This is a genomic window from Streptomyces laculatispora (assembly GCF_017353455.1).
In the GTDB taxonomy this organism is placed as follows: Bacteria; Actinomycetota; Actinomycetes; order Streptomycetales; family Streptomycetaceae; genus Streptomyces; species Streptomyces laculatispora.
Genome location: NZ_JAFMPZ010000275.1, coordinates 13090 through 30138, shown reverse-complemented (window position 1 = coordinate 30138; position 17049 = coordinate 13090). Strand labels below are relative to the sequence as shown.

The 17049-nt window shown below is 71.1% G+C and carries 17 protein-coding genes; 7 read left to right on the top strand and 10 right to left on the bottom strand.

The genetic code is table 11. From position 1 onward, the window contains the following. Positions 1-583, top strand: a 583-nt coding sequence (gene recX / locus J1C73_RS15290) for a recombination regulator RecX (RefSeq protein ID WP_207316852.1), incomplete at its 5' end; no start/stop codon positions are given. A gap of 185 nt (positions 584-768) precedes the next feature. On the opposite strand, the gene J1C73_RS15285 is transcribed toward recX, so the two are convergent. Beyond that, positions 769-1446, bottom strand: coding sequence for a DUF6197 family protein (locus tag J1C73_RS15285; protein ID WP_207316856.1), 678 nt, complete (start codon positions 1444-1446; stop codon positions 769-771). Between the two features lie 232 nt (positions 1447-1678). Between J1C73_RS15285 and J1C73_RS15280 the strand changes: the two genes are divergently transcribed. Together J1C73_RS15280 and J1C73_RS15275 are read left to right on the top strand one after the other, a co-directional pair. Continuing rightward, complete coding sequence (locus J1C73_RS15280) at positions 1679-1987, top strand: winged helix-turn-helix domain-containing protein (protein WP_207316851.1); 309 nt, start codon at positions 1679-1681, stop codon at positions 1985-1987. Next, on the top strand, positions 1984-4542 hold the full coding sequence (locus tag J1C73_RS15275; RefSeq protein ID WP_207316850.1) for an FtsX-like permease family protein: 2559 nt from the start codon (positions 1984-1986) through the stop codon (positions 4540-4542). The genes J1C73_RS15280 and J1C73_RS15275 overlap by 4 nt, the downstream gene beginning before the upstream one ends. A gap of 54 nt (positions 4543-4596) precedes the next feature. On the opposite strand, the gene J1C73_RS15270 is transcribed toward J1C73_RS15275, so the two are convergent. The 8 genes from J1C73_RS15270 to J1C73_RS15240 form a co-directional block, all read right to left on the bottom strand. Continuing rightward, a complete protein-coding gene (locus tag J1C73_RS15270) occupies positions 4597-5037 on the bottom strand; it encodes a rhodanese-like domain-containing protein (protein WP_207316855.1) in 441 nt (146 codons plus the stop codon). A 23-nt stretch (positions 5038-5060) separates the two neighbouring features. Beyond that, complete coding sequence (locus tag J1C73_RS15265; RefSeq protein ID WP_207316849.1) at positions 5061-5597, bottom strand: cupin domain-containing protein; 537 nt, start codon at positions 5595-5597, stop codon at positions 5061-5063. Positions 5598-5671: 74 nt separating this feature from the next. Further along, entirely contained in the window at positions 5672-5758 is an 87-nt protein-coding gene (locus J1C73_RS36025) for a putative leader peptide (protein WP_311307652.1), read from the bottom strand. Between the two features lie 32 nt (positions 5759-5790). After that, the gene (locus tag J1C73_RS15260) at positions 5791-7404 is read right to left on the bottom strand and encodes an FAD-dependent monooxygenase (RefSeq protein ID WP_207316854.1); all 1614 of its coding nucleotides are present in this window, start codon (positions 7402-7404) and stop codon (positions 5791-5793) included. A gap of 242 nt (positions 7405-7646) precedes the next feature. Then, entirely contained in the window at positions 7647-8558 is a 912-nt protein-coding gene (locus tag J1C73_RS15255) for an amino acid ABC transporter permease (protein ID WP_207316848.1), read from the bottom strand. Continuing rightward, complete coding sequence (locus J1C73_RS15250; RefSeq protein ID WP_207316847.1) at positions 8555-9220, bottom strand: amino acid ABC transporter permease; 666 nt, start codon at positions 9218-9220, stop codon at positions 8555-8557. Before J1C73_RS15250 ends, J1C73_RS15255 begins: the two co-directional genes overlap by 4 nt. A gap of 74 nt (positions 9221-9294) precedes the next feature. Further along, complete coding sequence (locus J1C73_RS15245; protein ID WP_123462744.1) at positions 9295-10137, bottom strand: glutamate ABC transporter substrate-binding protein; 843 nt, start codon at positions 10135-10137, stop codon at positions 9295-9297. Between the two features lie 69 nt (positions 10138-10206). Continuing rightward, positions 10207-10995: an amino acid ABC transporter ATP-binding protein gene (locus J1C73_RS15240; RefSeq protein WP_207316846.1), complete on the bottom strand. Its 789-nt coding sequence runs from the start codon at positions 10993-10995 to the stop codon at positions 10207-10209. Positions 10996-11312: 317 nt separating this feature from the next. Between J1C73_RS15240 and J1C73_RS15235 the strand changes: the two genes are divergently transcribed. Together J1C73_RS15235 and J1C73_RS15230 are read left to right on the top strand one after the other, a co-directional pair. Further along, the gene (locus J1C73_RS15235) at positions 11313-12005 is read left to right on the top strand and encodes a response regulator transcription factor (protein WP_123462748.1); all 693 of its coding nucleotides are present in this window, start codon (positions 11313-11315) and stop codon (positions 12003-12005) included. A 15-nt stretch (positions 12006-12020) separates the two neighbouring features. Continuing rightward, positions 12021-13415, top strand: a complete 1395-nt coding sequence (locus tag J1C73_RS15230) for a sensor histidine kinase (RefSeq protein ID WP_207316845.1) — start codon at positions 12021-12023, stop codon at positions 13413-13415. A 37-nt stretch (positions 13416-13452) separates the two neighbouring features. Here J1C73_RS15230 and J1C73_RS15225 read toward each other — a convergent pair whose 3' ends face one another. Further along, positions 13453-14454, bottom strand: a complete 1002-nt coding sequence (locus J1C73_RS15225) for a TAXI family TRAP transporter solute-binding subunit (RefSeq protein ID WP_207316844.1) — start codon at positions 14452-14454, stop codon at positions 13453-13455. A 136-nt stretch (positions 14455-14590) separates the two neighbouring features. Between J1C73_RS15225 and miaB the strand changes: the two genes are divergently transcribed. Next, the gene (gene miaB / locus J1C73_RS15220) at positions 14591-16111 is read left to right on the top strand and encodes a tRNA (N6-isopentenyl adenosine(37)-C2)-methylthiotransferase MiaB (protein ID WP_207316843.1); all 1521 of its coding nucleotides are present in this window, start codon (positions 14591-14593) and stop codon (positions 16109-16111) included. Positions 16112-16236: 125 nt separating this feature from the next. After that, a complete protein-coding gene (locus J1C73_RS15215) occupies positions 16237-16950 on the top strand; it encodes a class III extradiol dioxygenase subunit B-like domain-containing protein (protein ID WP_207316842.1) in 714 nt (237 codons plus the stop codon). The last annotated feature ends 99 nt before the right edge of the window (positions 16951-17049 follow it).

The following is a 17049-nucleotide window of genomic DNA, read 5'->3' as shown; positions in this document are numbered from 1 at the left end:
CGGTGAGGGGGGCGGGCGCCGTTCCCGATCCCGTTCCAGAAGCAGCGGCTCCCCCTCCTCGTCGAGGGCCGAGAAGGGGGAGCCGCGAGACCCTGTCGAGCAGGCGCGCAACATCTGTCTGCGGCTGCTCACCGGGACGCCGCGCACCCGCAAGCAGCTCGCGGACGCCCTGCGCAAACGGGAGATCCCCGACGAGGCCGCCGAAGAAGTGCTCTCGCGCTTCGAGGATGTCGGACTGATCGACGATGCCGCGTTCGCCGATGCCTGGGTGGAATCCCGGCATCACGGCCGAGGGCTCGCCCGCCGCGCACTCGTCCGTGAGCTGCGGACCAAGGGGGTGGACGCGGCAGTGATCGACGAAGCCGTCGGCCAGCTCGACCCGGATCAGGAGGAGGCGACGGCGCGCGAACTCGTCGCGCGCAAACTCCGTTCCACCCGGGGGCTGGACCGCGACAAGCGACTGCGCCGGCTTGCCGGCATGCTCGCCCGCAAGGGGTACGGGGAGGGAATGGCCCTGCGTGTGGTGCGCAGGGCACTCGAGGAGGAGGGCGAGGACACCGAAGGGCTGGACGATCCCTTCTGACCGGCCGACATCCCTTCTGACCGGTGGCATCCGGACCGGCGGGACAGGATCCCGACGGGCCGGTCGGCATCCGGACGGGCCGGTCGGTCGTTCGGCCTTCCGCGGTTCCGGACACCTGCGCCCCTCGGGGGAGTCGCGGGCGGCGAGGCCCCCGGGGCGCGGCGGACGGCAGGGGTTCTGCGCCCTCACTGCCCGGCGCGGGCGGCGCGGTTGACGGTGGCGTCGATCAGGGCGAGGGCGTCTGCGGCCGTACGTCCGGGGTACCGGTTCCACGGCCCGATCAACCCGGTCCAGCCCTGCGAGCGGAGCTCGGTGATCAGCCAGGCGCCGGCCCGGTCGACGGTGGCCGGCGAGCCGTAGCCGAGGCGGTGCGCGGTGAGCATGGCACCGCAGACACAGCGGGCGCCCCTCGCGTTGCGAAGCCGGTACGGGGTGTTCTGCCAGCCCCACTCGGTCAGGATCTGCCGCGCATGGGCGAGATGGGTGGAGGGCCGCACATCGGGCTGTCCGATGCGCCGCCAGGAGTGGAGCCGGTCGGGCAGTACCGCACCGAGGCGCCCGGGGAGCGGGCGCTCGCGCGGCGCGGTGGCGGGCAGGGCGCGGACCGTATCCGCGATCAGCTGATCGACCGGCACGGACAGCAGGTCACGCCAGTCGGCGAGGTCCCCCTGCGACGGGTGCGACGGACGCAGCGGGTGCGTCGAGCGTGACGGGTCGTCCGGCTCGGGCTCGGCCGGGGCGGGAGGTACGGGTTCCGGGGCCGTGAGGTCCCAGCCCGTGACGATCTGCCGCCACGCATCCGTGTCGTGGAGACGAGCGGCCCGGATGTCGAACTCGTCAGGGGTGAGGGCGGTGGTCGGCATCGGTGCGGGCTCCCCGTCGTAGCGGTCCTTGTCGTTGAGGCGAATGTCTGTCCCGCGCGGGGATCGCTCCACCGGAGCGAGGCCATACGGGTGTGTCGCGACGGATTCGGGCCGGGAAGTGCTCCTGGGCGCGCCGGCCGGGACGTGCCCTTGGTACGGGGGAAAGCCCCCGTACCAAGACGGCGGAACGCTCCAGTGCACAGGCGCCTGTGCACAGAGCAGTCTGTGACGCATGCCAGAGAAGCCCGGTGGTACCGAGATCACGGAGCCGGCGGGCCTCCACGGACACGGCCTGGCCCAGCCGCGACGCCGGCGGATCCGTCAGCACCTGGGCAAGCACCGCCCCGCGACGGCCGCGCCCCTCGCACGCGCCCTGGGCCCGGACACCGCGGCCACCGGCCACCACCTGCGCGAGCCGGCCCGCTACGGCTGCGTGGCCGACGACGTGCCTCCGGAGCCCGGCGCACGCAGGCCCGGTGACGGCAGCAGTCCGGGCAACAACACCGCAGACGACAACGGAAAAGAGACGGACGCATTATGATGCTGCGCTACGCCCTGCAGACCATCAGACACCGCAAGGGCGGATTCCTCGGAGCGCTGCTGGCCCTCATGTGCGCCGCAGCTCTCGTCACCGCCTGCGGCACCCTGCTGGAGACCGGCCTGCGCGGGCGTATCGCCACCGAACGCTATGCCGCGACGCCGCTCGTCGTCTCCGCCGACCAGAACGTCCACCGGACCACCGTCAAGCACAAGGGCAACGGAAAGACCAAGGTCAAGCACAAGGCGAAGCCGGTCGCCGAACGGGCCTGGCTCCCCGCGGGAGACGCCGACCGGCTCCGTGACCTGGAGGGCGTCCGCGCGGTCGTCCCCGAACTGACCTTCCTCGCCCAGCCGCTCGGTCTTCCCACGGGTGAGGGAGCTGCCGGTCCACCGTCCTACGGCCACGCGTGGGCCTCCGCCCCGCTCACCCCGTTCGCCCTCACCGCAGGCCGCGCACCGGCCACCGGCGACGACGTGGTGATCGACCGGGGCCTCGCCGAACGGGCCGGCCTGACGACCGGTGACCGGCTCACCGTGCAGTCCACCCGGGCTCCTCGCACGTACCGTGTCAGCGGCATCGCGGCCCCGGACGGCCGTGGTCAACTCCGGCAGCAGACCTCGCTGTTCTTCTCCACGGCGGAGGCCGAGCGTCTCGCCGCCCGCCCCGGCCGGGTCAGCGCGTTCGGCGTGCTGCCCGCATCCGGGACGGACCTCGGCCGGTTGAAGCAGCAGGTCGCCCATGCCCTTGAGGGAACGACTGCCCAGGTCGCCACGGGTGACGACCGCGGGCCGGTCGAGTTCCTGGACGCGGCGGGCGCCCGCGTCAAGCTCATCTCCATGGGTGCGGCCATGGGCGGTACCTCCCTGCTGGTCGCCGTGCTCGTCGTCGTCGGCACGTTCGCGCTCTCCATCCAGCAGCGCCACCGTGAACTGGCCCTGCTCCGCACCATCGCCGCCACCTCACGGCAGATCCGCCGGCTGCTCGGCCGTGAGGCCCTGGTGGTCGGTGCCGTCGCCGGGGTGCTGGGCGCGCTGGCGGGACTGCCGCTCGCCGGCTGGCTGAACAGTCGATTCATCGACACAGGAGCGATCCCGGCGACCCTGGAGCGGACGGCAGGCATCTTCCCGGCCTGCGTCGCCGTGGCCGTCACGCTCATCGGCGCCTGGGCCGCCGCGCGGATCGCGGGCCGCCGCATCGCAGGACTCCGCCCGGCCGAGGCCATGGCCGAAGCCGCGGTCGAGCGGGCCCGCCCCGCCCGTGCGCGGACCCTCGTCGGCCTGGTCCTGCTCATCGGGGGCGGCGTACTGGTCGCCGTACTGAGCATCCTGCGCACCGAGGCCGCCTCGACCCCCGTCACCTTCCTCGCCGTGGTGGTGCTGGCCACGGCGGTGTCGCTCCTGGGCCCGTACCTCGTACGGGCGGCCGCTGTCCTGCTGAGGTCGGTGCTCCGGCCTGCCGGCCCCATGGGGAAGCTGGCCAACGCCAACATCCGCGGGAACTCCACCCGGATGGCCTCCGTCGTCACCCCGCTCACCCTGCTCATCGGCATGACCTGCACGGTGATCTTCATCCAGCCGACCCTCGGGAACGCCGCCCTGGCCCAGGCCCGGGAGGGCACCCGTGCGACCTGGGTACTGGGCGCACAGGGCCCCGGCGTCCCGTCCGCCGCCGTCGACGCGGTCCGCGCGACGCCGGGTGTCACCGCCGCGACGGAGGTCGTCCGGACCACGGTCCGGGTCGGGCTCGACAAGTACCCGGCCCAGGGGGTCACGGCGGCCGGCCTCGCCCGCACCTGGGACCCCGAGGTGACGAGCGGTTCGATCGCCGCGTTCACCGCGGACCCACGCACCGCCGCGATCAGTGAACTCGCCGCCGACCGGCTCGGTCTCCACCCCGGCAGCACGCTGGAGCTGCACCTCGGTGACGGGACACCCGCCACCCTCACGGTCGCCGCCGTCTACCACCGCGGGCTGGGCTTCGGTGATCTGACGCTGCCGCACGAGCTGGTCGCCCGCCACATGGACAACCCACTGGCCGCGACCGTTCTGGTGGCCGGAGACGCTTCTCGCAGCGCACTGGCCGCCTCCGTAAGGAGGTTCCCCGGTATCGCCGTGCTGGCCCCGACGGCCGCCGACCGGCTCCAGGCGGACCGGCAGCAGGAGAACGCCGAGGTCAACTATCTCGCCATGGGCCTCGTCCTGGCCTTCACCGCCATCGCGGTCGTCAACACGCTCGCCATGTCGGTGTCGGAGCGGCTCAAGGAGTTCGCGTTGCTCCGGCTGGCCGGAGCGACGCGACGCCAGGTGCTGCGGATGCTCCGTATCGAGACCGTGTCGGTCCTGCTGGTCGCCGCCGTTCTCGGCACCGGAATCGCGCTCGCCGTGCTGACCGCGTTCAGTATCGGTATGACGGGCAGCGCGGCGCCCGCCGTTCTGCCGCTGGTGTACGCGGCGGTGGTGGGCGCCGCGGCGCTGCTGGCCCTGACCGCCACGGCGCTGCCGGGCAGGGTGGCGCTGAAGGCCCGCCCGGTGGAGGCCGTCACATCGAGTCAGTGACCGGCAGACCCCGGGCGAGGGCCGGCCCCGTCTGCCCAGGCCCGGGGCTCCCGGTCACGCGTCGACCGGGAGCCCCGCCGCGCGCCAGGCCTGGAAGCCGCCGACGAGATCGGTTGCCCGGTGCAGCCCGAGCCGGTGCAGGGACTCGACGGCGAGGCTCGACGCATAGCCCTCGTCGCAGATCACCACGATCCGGAGACCGTGGCTCACCGCCTCCGCCGCGCGATGGCTCCCCTGCGGGTCCAGCCGCCACTCCAGCTCATTGCGCTCGACGACCAGCGCGCCCGGGATCAGCCCGTCCCGGGTACGCAGCTCCGCATAGCGGATGTCGACGAGCAGGGCCCCCTCGGCGGCCGCCGCGCCGGCCTCATCGGGGCCGAGCCGTTCGTATCCGGACCGGACCCGCTCCAGGAGCTCATCGATCCCGATCGGCTTCGTACCAACAGGCTCCGTACCAACCCGTCGCGTACCGGTCGGTTCGGCGCCGACCCGTATCGTGCCGTCGTGCGGTTCGTCGCTCACTGCCAGTCCTCCGGGCGTTCGGTCTGTTCGAGACGGAGCACCGCACCGGTGCGGCTGTAGCGCCGGATCTGCGGCAGCGGCGGATAGTACGCGTGGACGGATACGGCGTGCTCCGCGGCGGACTCGTTCAGCACCTCGTGCACATGGTGCCTGCCGAAGGCCCTGCCCCGACCTGGCGTCAACTCCCGTGAGCGGTCGATGTCCTCGGTCAGTTCCAGGGTCCTCCACCCGTCGGTGGGCAGCCGCGCCGCGAGCGAGTGCTCCTTGAGCGTGCCGCTCGCGGTCAGGAAGGCGCCGATCGAGTCGGCGTGGTCGTGCCAGCCGGTGCCGGTGCCGGGCGGCCAGCCGATCAGCCAGGCCTCACTGCCGCCGGGCCCGTCGAGCCGGGTCCAGGTTCGGCCCTCGGGATCGAGGGGGAGCGAGGCCAAGAGGGCGGCGTCCGCGGCGGTGCGGCGGACGAAGTCGAGCAGTTCCGCGGCCGTCGGACCGGAAGTGGACGTGCGTACGGGAACAGGGGAGGGAGAGGCAGACAAGGGGACCGTCCTGAGAGTTCGCGCGGATGCTCACGCCCTACGTCGTGGCGCACGGCGGAGCAGGAGAAGGCGATTCAGCAGGACGGGCGACACACGCAGCCCGCATAGCGGAGCAGGTCCATATGGACCCTCCGCCACAGGCGCACATCGGTGTCGGTCATGTTCCGGAGTAGACCATGTGCGCCTGCGGGGGTCAATTGATGTCTGCGGTGCGGTCGGAGCGTTCGGAGGTGCGGGCCGCGCCGCCGCGCGCCGCTTCCGCCGCCGCGAGGAGGTCCGTGGGCCGTACCCCGCCGAACGAATCCACGAGGTGACCGTCCGGCCTGACCAGCAGAACGGTGTGCGCGGGCGCCCCCGGATAGCTCTCCGCCACCAGCAGTTCACCCTTCACCGGCAGGGCGTCCACCGCCTCGACGAGCCGGGGCATGACCCCCGCCCGCATCCAGTGCCGCCGGTCCCACACACCGGTGCCCGGGGCTACCAGGACCACCAGCAGCTGCCCCTGTCCCAGTCGCTCCCGGAGCCGTACGCGCGTGCCGTCCGGCGCAGTCACCCGCACATCGGCGACCGGCGCACCGGGGGGCGTACCCACGGAGACGTGCGCCTCGGCGCGTGGGGGCGCAAGAGGGGACAGGGAGTATGAAGGGGGCGCACCGAGGGGGCCGCAGCCCAGATGTCCGTCGGTGAGCAGCGAATCGTGCCCCCGTGCGCTCCCCGGGACCAGGGTCCGCAGTCCGCCGCCGCCCCGCAGTATCGGCAGCGACTGGTCGGCGGCGCGCAGCCGTGAGGCGACCGCGGCCCGGCGCTCGGCCTGATAGCTGTCCAGGAGCACGTCGGACGCGCCGTGATGCCAGGCCAGCGCCAGTTTCCAGGCCAGGTTCTCGGCGTCCCGCAGCCCCTCGTCCAGCCCCTGGGTGCCGAGCGCGCCCAGCAGATGGGCGGCGTCCCCGGCGAGGAAGGCCCGCTTCACCCGCCACCGCCGGGCGAGCCGGTGGTGCAGCGTGTAGACGCCGGTGTCCAGCAGCTCGTACGGGGGCGTCTCGCCGCACCAGCCCGCCAGGGTGTCCCGGACCCGGGCGACCAGGACATCGGGCGTGACGAGCTCGCCACGTGGCGGCAGCAGCCAGTCCAGCCGCCAGACATCGTCCGGCAGCGGCCGTGCGGTCACCTCGGCGCCACCGGTGCGCCAGGGCGGCAGCCGGTGCAGTACGGCCTCGCCCGGCCAGGGCAGTTCGGTGCGCAGCGCGGCGACGGCATGCCGCTCCACCGCCGTACGTCCGGGGAACCGGATGTCGAGGAGCTTGCGCACGGTGGACCGCGCCCCGTCGCAGCCGACCAGGTAACTCCCCCGCCACCAGGTCGAACCGGGCTCCCTGGTGTGCACGGTGACCCCGGCCGGGTCCTGTTCCAGCGTGTCGATCCGGCTGGGCCCCGTCGTCCGGACGAGGTCCTGCGCGGCCACCGCGTCCCGCAGTCCGCGCACCAGCGCATGCTGCGGGACATGGACGGGGGCGGCCGGCGGGTTCCCCGACGGGGCGCCTTCGCCGAGCGGCAGTTCGCGTACCAGCTGCTTGCGGCGCAGGGACCGCCAGCCGGACCAGCGAAGGCCCTCGTCCTGGAGCGCCTTGCAGCCGAGCCGCTCCACCAGGTCGGCCGTGTCCTCCCGGAGCACGACCGTGCGGGCCGGGCGTGTCTCGTCCTTGCCGGGGTCCTCGTCGAGGAGCACGGAAGGCACTCCCTGTGCCGCGAGGGCGAGCGACAGCACCAGGCCGACCGGCCCGGCACCGACGATGATCACCGGGTCCACGGCGCGGCCCCCGGAACGTGTGCGGTCGGACGCGTGGAGGCGCATGTGGAGAGCGGACGGGCCGCGTCGGCCCACGGGGTCGGGGACGGCGGCGACGGGGATGCGGCGGCGTAGGGGGCTCGATGCGCGATCACAGAACGTATGCAACCTACTGCCGGTGCTTGCGTCAAGTGACACCGGAACGCGGCGAGGGGCGGTGGCGAATGCGCCACCGCCCCTCGCGGACGTCAGTAGACGAGCCGTCAGGCGGCGTGCCCGTCATCAATGTTGAGCGACGGCGCACCGATCGTCTCCAGGGCGCCCCCGGGGCCGGTGCCCACGACCGCGCCCGTGCTCTTCTTCGCGCGCCGGAGCCGCCGCTCCAGCCAGCTCGCGAACGAGGTGAGGGCGAAGTTCAGCGCCATGTAGATCACGGCGATGATCGTGAAGCACGCGATGGTGTTCGCGCCGTAGTTCGCGGCCATCGGCCGGACCGACGCCAGCAGCTCCGGGAAGGTGAGCACCGCGCCACCGAGGGCGGTGTCCTTCACGATCACCACGATCTGGCTGACGATCGCCGGGAGCATGGCGGTCACCGCCTGCGGCAGGAGAACGAAGACCATGGTCTGGCCCTTGCGCATGCCGATCGCCTTGGCCGCGTCGGTCTGCCCCGAGGGAAGCGTCAGGATGCCGGCCCGGACGATCTCGGCGAGCACCGAGGCGTTGTAGAGCACCAGGCCCGTCACCACGGCGTACAGCAGGCGTGTATCCGTGTCCATGTCGGTGTACTCGGAGTACGCCTGGTTCGCGATGATCATCAGGATCAGCACCGGAATAGCCCGGAAGAATTCCACGACCACGCCGGAAGGCGCCCGCATCCACCGGTGCTCCGAGAGCCGGCCGATCCCGAACAGCGCGCCCAGCGGCAGAGCGATGATCAGGGCGAAGAACGCCGCCTTGATCGTGTTCTGGAAACCCGGCCAGATATACGTCTGCCATGGCTGAGGGCTGGTGAAGAAGGGCTTCCACTTGATCCAGTCGAGCTGGTGCTTCGAGGCGAGACCGTCGTACACCCACCACACCACGGCCGCGGCGACGATCACGAACAGGACCGTGTAGAGGATGTTCCGCTGCTTGGCGCGCGGCCCCTGGGCGTCATAGAGGACCGAGGTCATCGCTTCACCGCCACCTTCTTGCTCACCCAGCCGAGGATGAGGCCGGTCGGGAGGGTCAGAACGATGAATCCGAACGCGAAGACGGCAGAGATCAGGATCAGCTGCGCCTCGTTCTCGATCATGCCCTTCATCAGGTGCGAGGCTTCCGCGACACCGATCGCGGCAGCGACAGTGGTGTTCTTCGTCAGCGCGATGAGGACGTTGGACAGCGGGTTGACCACCGACCGGAACGCCTGCGGGAGGATGATCAGCCGCAGTACCTGGGTGAAGCTCAGACCGAGGGCGCGTGCCGCTTCGGCCTGACCGACCGGCACCGTGTTGATGCCGGACCGCAGCGCTTCGCACACGAAGGCGGCGGTGTAGGCGATCAACGCAAGAACCGCGAGCCGGAAGTTGACGTCCGTGATGTCGGACGCGCCGAGGCTGATGTTGAGCGTCGAGAACAGCCCCAGAGAGGAGAACACAATGATCACGGTCAGCGGAATGTTCCGGACCACGTTCACATAGCCGGTCGCGAAACCGCGCATCAGGGGGACCGGGCTGACCTTCATGCCGGCCAGCAGCGTTCCCCATATGAGGGAGCCGAGGGCGGAGTAGACGGTGAGTTGCACCGTCACCCAGAAGGCCCCCAGCAGGTCGTAACCATCAAGAAAGTCGAACACGATCTCCCGCGCTTCCGCGTGTAGGAGGGCACGGCGCGCCGCCGTCAGTGGCGGCGCGCCCGGTCAGCCCTGCTTCACTTGACGACGTTGCCGATCTTGGGGGCGGGCTCGTTCTTGTAGCCCGCCGGACCGAAGTTGGCCTTCACGGCCTTCTCCCACGAACCGTCCGAGACCATCTTGGTCAGCGCGTCGTTGATCTTCTTCTTGAGGTCGGCGTCGCCCTTCTTCAGGCCGATGCCGTAGTTCTCGTTGGTCATCTTGAAACCGGCCAGCTTGAACTTGCCCTTGTTGGCGTCCTGCGAGGCGTAGCCGGCCAGGATGCTGTCATCCGTGGTCAGCGCGTCAACGGCGTTGTTCTCCAGGCCGGTGAGGCACTCCGAGTAGCCGCCGTACTCCTGGAGCTGTGCCTTCGGGGCCAGCGTGTCGTGGACGTTCTGTGCCGAGGTCGAGCCGGTGACCGAGCAGAGCTTCTTGTTGTTCAGATCCTTCGGCGACTTGATCGAGGTGTCGTCCGCGCGGACCAGGATGTCCTGGTGGGCGAGGAGGTACGGACCCGCGAAGTCGACCTTCTTCAGCCGCTCGTCGTTGATCGAGTAGGAGGCGGCGATGAACTTGACGTCACCGCGGTCGATCGACGTCTCGCGGTCGGCGCTCTTGGTCTCCTTGAAGTTGATGTCCTTGGCGTCGTAGCCCAGTTCCTTGGCGACGTACGTGGCGACATCGACGTCGAAGCCGGTGAACTTGCCGTCCGGAGTCTTCAGGCCGATACCCGGCTGGTCGATCTTGATGCCGATCGAGATCTTCTTGCCGCCGCCCGAACCGGACGAGTCGTCCTTGTCGTCGGAGCCACAGGCGGTGGCGGTCAGGGCGAGGGCGAGCACGGCGGCCGAGGCGGCGGTGACCTTACGAAGCTGCATGGTGAATTTCCCTAGAGTTGACGTGATGTGAGTGATCAGCCGGTCCGGGAACCGGCGCTGAAGGCTCCATCAGTGGTGAAGGATCTTCGACAGGAAGTCCTTGGCCCGGTCACTGCGCGGGTTGCTGAAGAACTGGTCGGGCACGGCCTCTTCGACGATCTTCCCGTCCGCCATGAAGACGACCCGGTTCGCCGCTGAGCGGGCGAAACCCATCTCATGGGTGACGACGACCATGGTCATGCCGTCGCGGGCGAGCTGCTGCATGACCTCCAGCACCTCGTTGATCATCTCCGGGTCGAGCGCGGAGGTCGGCTCGTCGAACAGCATGACCTTGGGGTCCATCGCCAACGCCCGCGCGATCGCCACACGTTGCTGCTGGCCACCGGAGAGCTGGGACGGGTACTTGTCGGCCTGGGTCGCCACGCCCACCCGGTCGAGCAGCGAACGCGCCTTGTCCTCGGCGGTCTTCTTCTCCGTCTTGCGGACCTTGAGCTGGCCCAGCATCACGTTTTCCAGCACCGTCTTGTGGGCGAAGAGATTGAACGACTGGAAGACCATGCCGACATCGGCACGCAGCCGCGCCAGCTCCTTGCCCTCCTGGGGCAGCGGCTTCCCGTCGATCGAGATCGCGCCCGAGTCGATCGTCTCCAAGCGGTTGATCGTGCGGCACAGCGTGGACTTCCCGGACCCCGAGGGCCCGATGACGACCACGACCTCGCCACGGGCGATCGTCAGGTCGATGTCCTGGAGCACATGCAGCGCGCCGAAGTGCTTGTTGACGTTGCTCAGCACGACCAGGTCGTCGCCGGCCGCGGGTGCAGCGTCCTCGGCGCCCTTGGTCACTGAAACTCCGCTCATCGGCTTCTTGCTCCGTCCTCCTCGGTTGGGAAGGACCCTAGTGACGCAGTGCGACCAGCGTCATTACATCTGAGCGGAAATTGAGCATAACGATCCGGCCGCAACCGGACACTCCGTGTGAACGGGACGTCACGCGGGCCGTCCGGGCGTACCGGGTGCATAACGGAAACATGGATGCAACGGGCGGGCACTTGACTGGCCCACCGGTCATCGGAGTGGATGCCTTGGTACACCCTGACGTGAAACCCCTCGATACGGGGAAGTGACCAGGGGCGTACGCGATCGCACCGACACCGCACCTTTCGGAGAGGGGGGCCATGAGACTGCTGCTCGTCGAGGACGACAACCACGTCGCCGCCGCCCTGTCCGCCATCCTCGGCCGGCACGGCTTCAAGGTGGTGCACGCCCGCAGCGGGGAGGAGGCCCTCCAGGCCCTCCTCCCCGCGGATACGGAACCCTTCGGCGTCGTACTCCTCGATCTGGGACTGCCCGACCAGGACGGCTACGAGGTGTGCGGGAAGATCCGCAAGCGCAGTTCCGTGCCGGTGATCATGGTGACCGCACGGGCCGACGTCCGCTCGCGGATCCACGGGCTGAACCTCGGCGCGGACGACTACGTGACCAAGCCGTACGACACCGGCGAGCTCCTCGCCCGTATCCACGCCGTCAGCCGGCGCAAGCCGGCCGCTGAGGAGACCGGGCCCACGCCCGTCGCCGCGCTGCGGCTGGGCCATGTCCACATCGAGCTGCCCACCCGGCGGGTCAGCGTCGACGGGAGCGAAGTCCAGCTCACCCGCAAGGAGTTCGATCTCCTCGCACTCCTCGCGCAGCGGCCCGGTGTGGTGTTCCGCCGGGAGCAGATCATCAGCGAGGTCTGGCGCACGAGCTGGGAGGGGACGGGGCGCACGCTTGAGGTGCACGTCGCCTCCCTGCGCGCCAAGCTGCGGCTTCCCGCACTGATCGAGACCGTGCGCGGGGTCGGCTACCGCCTCGTCGCCCCGTCCGCGTAGAGGCGTACGTCTCCGGTGCGCACCAGGCTGCTTCCGCTGCTCATCGTTCTCATGGCGAGTGTTCTGCTCGCGCTCGGCTTCCCGCTGGCCGTCAGTGTGGCCGCGGCTCAGCAGCAGGGCGTCGTGATCGACCGGATCGACGACACGGCACGCTTCGCCGCACTCGCCCAGTTCATCACCGAACGCACTCACGGCTACGACGAACGGCGGCGCACGCTCCAGACGGAACTGGAGACGTACGACTCCGTCTACGGCATCCGGGCGGGTGTCTTCTACCGTGACGACTCCGCGATGGCGAAGGCCCCGGCGACCTGGCGGCTGCCGGTCGAGGGCGAGGGCCGTGAGGCGTTCAACGAGGCGCTGCTCGGCCGTCGAAGCCACGATCCGCCGCAGGTCTGGCCCTGGCAGGACGGCCGGGTGGTCGTCGCCTCGCCCGTCGTGCGCGACGGCGACGTGATCGCCGTCGTCGTCATCGACTCGCCCACCGCGCAGATGCGTTCCGACACGCTCCGCGGCTGGCTGGTGATCGCGGCGGGCGAGGTGGTCGCGATGCTGGTGGCCGTCGGCGCGGCGATCCGGCTCACCGGCTGGGTGCTGCTCCCGGTGCGGACCCTGGACGTGGCCGCCCACGACATCGCCAGCGGCCGGATGCGGTCCCGGGTGGCGGCGTCGGGAGGACCACCGGAACTCAGGCGGCTGGCCCGTTCGTTCAACGAGATGGCCGACAACGTCGAGGACGTGCTGGAACAGCAGCGCGCCTTCGTCGCGGACGCCTCGCACCAGTTGCGCAACCCGCTGGCCGCGCTGCTGCTGCGGATCGAGCTGCTCGCGCTCGAACTCCCGGAGGGCAACGAGGAGATCGCCTCCGTGCGCACGGAGGGAAAGCGCCTCGGCCAGGTCCTCGACGATCTGCTCGACCTGGCGCTGGCCGAACACGCCGCAGCCGATCTCCAGCTCACGGACATCGGCGCCCTCACCGCCGAACGTGTCTCGTCCTGGCGGCCGGTGGCCGAGGAGAGGGGCGTACGGCTCAGGGCGGACGGCGCCCCTGCCGTCACCGCCTGGACGGACCCCATAGCCCTGTCCAGCGCACTCGACGCCATCATCGACAACGCGCTCAAGTTCACCCCCGCCGACGAGGAGGTCCGGGTCACGGTCGCCTCGGGGAGCGAATGCGTCACGGTCGTCGTCGCGGACCGCGGACCGGGTCTCACCGCGCAGGAGCTGGAGCGCGTCGGAGACCGCTTCTGGCGCAGCTCCCAGCACCAGAACGTGCGGGGGTCCGGCCTCGGCCTCTCCATCTCGCAGGCGCTCCTGGCCGCGAGCCGCGGCTCCCTCGCCTACGAGCGGCACGAACCGCACGGGCTGCGGGTGACGGTGTCGGTGCCGCGCAACGGTCCGCACGGCTGAGACGGCTGAGCCGACCGTGCGGCGGCCGGGCAGGGTCTCAGGGTTTGACCGAGCGGTAGTAGCGCTTGGCCCCTTCGTGCAGCGGCAGCGGATCGGTGTAGATCGCGGTCCGCAGATCCACCAGCTGCGCGGCGTGCACCTCTCGCCCGATGCGGTCCCGGCTGTCGATCACGGTCCGGGTGAACGCCTCGGTCATCGTCGCGTCCGTACGGTCGGTGGTCACCAGCACATTGGCCACGGCCACGGTGGGCACCGCCTGGCCCTGCTGCGCGTTGCGGTAGGCGTCGGCGGGCATCACGGCCGAGCGGTAGTAGCGGGTGGAGCCGCCCGCCGCCTGGAGTTCCTTGATCAGCGGGTCCTCCAGCGGGACGAGCCGGATCGCGAACCGGTCCGAGAGATCCGCCACCGCGGTGGTCGGCAGCCCGCCGGACCAGAAGAACGCGTCGAGCCTGCCGTCCTCCAGCAGCTTCGGCATGGTGTCGATGCCCGCCGGTATCGCCGTCACGTCGTTGACCGGGTCCAGACCGGCGGCCGTCATCAGCCGGTCGGCGACCAGCCGCACCCCCGACCCCGGCTGCCCGACCGCGACCTTCTTGCCGCGCAGGTCCGCGACCTTGCGGATCTCCGAGCCCCGGTCCACGACCAGCTGGATGTAGTCGTCGTACAGCCGGACACAGCCACGCAGCCGCTCGGCGCCCGGCTTCCCGTCGCGCAGATAGGTGGCTACGGCGTCGGTGGTCGCGATGGTGAAGTCGGCCTTGCCCGTCGCCACCCGGGCGATGTTCTGCTGAGATCCCTCGCTGGTCTGGAGCTGTATCGACACATCGGGCAGGTCCTTGGCGAGTGCGCCCTTCAGCCGCGCGCCGTAGCGCTGGTAGACGCCGCTGCGGACCCCGGTACTGAAGGACAGGCTTCCGCTCGGAGTGGACTCCCCGAGCGGAAGCAGCCACCACAGGAGCAGCCCGAGCACGACGACGAGGGCGGCGCCGGCCCGCAGGGAGCGACGCCGGCCGATTCGGGACAGTGCCGCCGGGAGCATGGCGGCGATCCTGCCAGGTGGTTCCCGGCCATGGCCAGGGGTGCCGACGGATCTCCCCGGCCGACGCGACGGCCGGGAGAACCGTCCGGGAGCCGCCCGCGGCGGGAGGGGTCCGGGCAGCGCCTACCCTTGTCGCATGAGCAGCGGCAACCGGAGCGAAGCAGTGGACGTCAGAAAAAGCTACGAGGTGCGCACCTACGGGTGCCAGATGAACGTCCACGACTCCGAGCGGCTGTCGGGGCTGCTGGAGGACGCCGGCTACGTACGGGCGCCCGAGGGCTCCGACGGAGACGCCGACGTCGTCGTCTTCAACACCTGCGCGGTGCGGGAGAACGCCGACAACAAGCTCTACGGCAACCTCGGCCGGCTCGCCCCGATGAAGACGAAGCGCCCCGGGATGCAGATCGCGGTCGGCGGCTGTCTCGCCCAGAAGGACCGGGACACCATCGTCGCGCGGGCTCCCTGGGTCGACGTCGTCTTCGGTACGCACAACATCGGCAAGCTGCCCGTGCTGCTGGAGCGCGCCCGTGTCCAGGAGGAGGCGCAGATCGAGATCGCCGAATCCCTGGAGGCGTTCCCCTCGACGCTCCCCACCCGCCGCGAGTCCGCGTACGCCGCCTGGGTCTCCATCTCCGTCGGCTGCAACAACACCTGCACCTTCTGCATCGTCCCGGCGCTGCGCGGCAAGGAGAAGGACCGCCGGACCGGCGACATCCTGGCCGAGATCGAGGCCCTGGTCGCCGAGGGCGTCTCCGAGATCACCCTGCTCGGCCAGAACGTGAACGCGTACGGCTCCGACATCGGCGACCGCGAGGCCTTCTCCAAGCTGCTGCGGGCCTGCGGGCGGATCGAGGGCCTGGAACGGGTCCGCTTCACCTCGCCCCACCCGCGTGACTTCACGGACGACGTGATCGCCGCGATGGCCGAGACCCCGAACGTGATGCCGCAGCTCCACATGCCGATGCAGTCCGGCTCGGACACGATCCTGAAGGCGATGCGGCGCTCGTACCGGCAGGAACGCTTCCTCGGCATCATCGAGAAGGTGCGCGCCGCGATGCCGGACGCCGCGATCTCCACCGACATCATCGTCGGCTTCCCCGGTGAGACCGAGGAGGACTTCGAGCAGACCATGCACGCGGTCCGGGAGGCGCGGTTCGCCAACGCCTTCACGTTCCAGTACTCCAAGCGCCCCGGCACCCCGGCCGCCGACATGGAGGGGCAGATCCCCAAGGAGGTCGTCCAGGAGCGGTACATGCGCCTGTCCGTTCTCCAGGAGGAGATCTCCTGGTCGGAGAACAAGAAGCAGGTCGGCCGCACCCTGGACGTCATGGTCGCGGAGGGCGAGGGCCGCAAGGACGGCGCGACCCACCGGCTGTCCGGCCGCGCCCCCGACAACCGCCTGGTCCACTTCACCAAGCCGGACCAGGACGTACGGCCCGGCGATGTGGTGACCGTCGAGATCAGCTACGCCGCCCCGCACCACCTGCTCGCCGAGGGCGCACCCGTCGGGGTGCGGCGGACCCGCTCCGGGGACGCCTGGGAGAAGCGCAACGCCGCCGCGGCCGCCAAGCCCGCCGGCGTGATGCTGGGCCTGCCCGGGATCGGTGCCCCGGCACCGCTGCCCGCCGCCTCGGCACCGGGCTGCGGCTGCGACTGACGGACGCCACCGCCCGGCCCCGGGAGCCGTACGCCCGCCCCGGGGCGTCAGCGGGGCGGGCGTACCGCTCCCGGGGCGGCAGCGCGCCGAGGGGAGCGCGACGCCCAGCCAGTACGCTGCCCACCATGCTTGTCGCCGCCGCTGTCTGCCCCTGTCCGCCCCTGCTGGTCCCCGACGTCGCCGCCGGTGCCGCGCCAGAACTCGACGCCGCGAGGACCGCGTGCAGTGACGCACTGGGCGTGCTGGCCGCCTCCCGGCCCGATCTGCTGATCGCGATCGGCCCGGCGGACCTCACGGGCAGCGGGCCCCACCCCGAGGGCGCCACCGGCACCTTCGAGGAGTTCGGCGTCGATCTCGCGGTACGGCTCGGGCGGGACCTGGGCACGGCCGCCGGCCGGCCCCTTCCGGCGTCGCTCGCCGTCGGCGCCTGGCTGCTGGCCCGTACCGGGTGGGCGAATGCCCCGGTCGAGGCGCTGGGCGTGGTCGAGACCCTGGAGACCGGCCGCTGCGCCGACACCGGGCGGGCTCTGGCCGCCCGGGCGGACCGGGTCGCGCTGCTGGTGATGGGCGACGGCAGTGCCTGCCGCACCGTCAAGGCCCCGGGCTACCTGGACGAGCGCGCCACGGAGTTCGACGCGGCTGCCTCGCGCGCGCTGGGTGCGGCGGACACCGGTGCGCTGATCGCGCTGGACGAGGCGCTGGGGCACGAACTGAAGGCCGCGGGCCGCGCGCCCTGGCAGGTGCTCGCGGGGGCCGCGCAGGGGGCCGGTCTGGACGGCCGGCTGCTGTACGACGACGCGCCGTACGGTGTGGGCTACCTGGTCGCCGCCTGGTCCTGATCCTGCGGCGCCTTGACCGCGAGGCGCCCCGGCCGGGCCCGCCGGGTCCGCTGCGGACGCACGAGGGCCGCGGAGCGATGCCGCCCCACGGCCGTCACG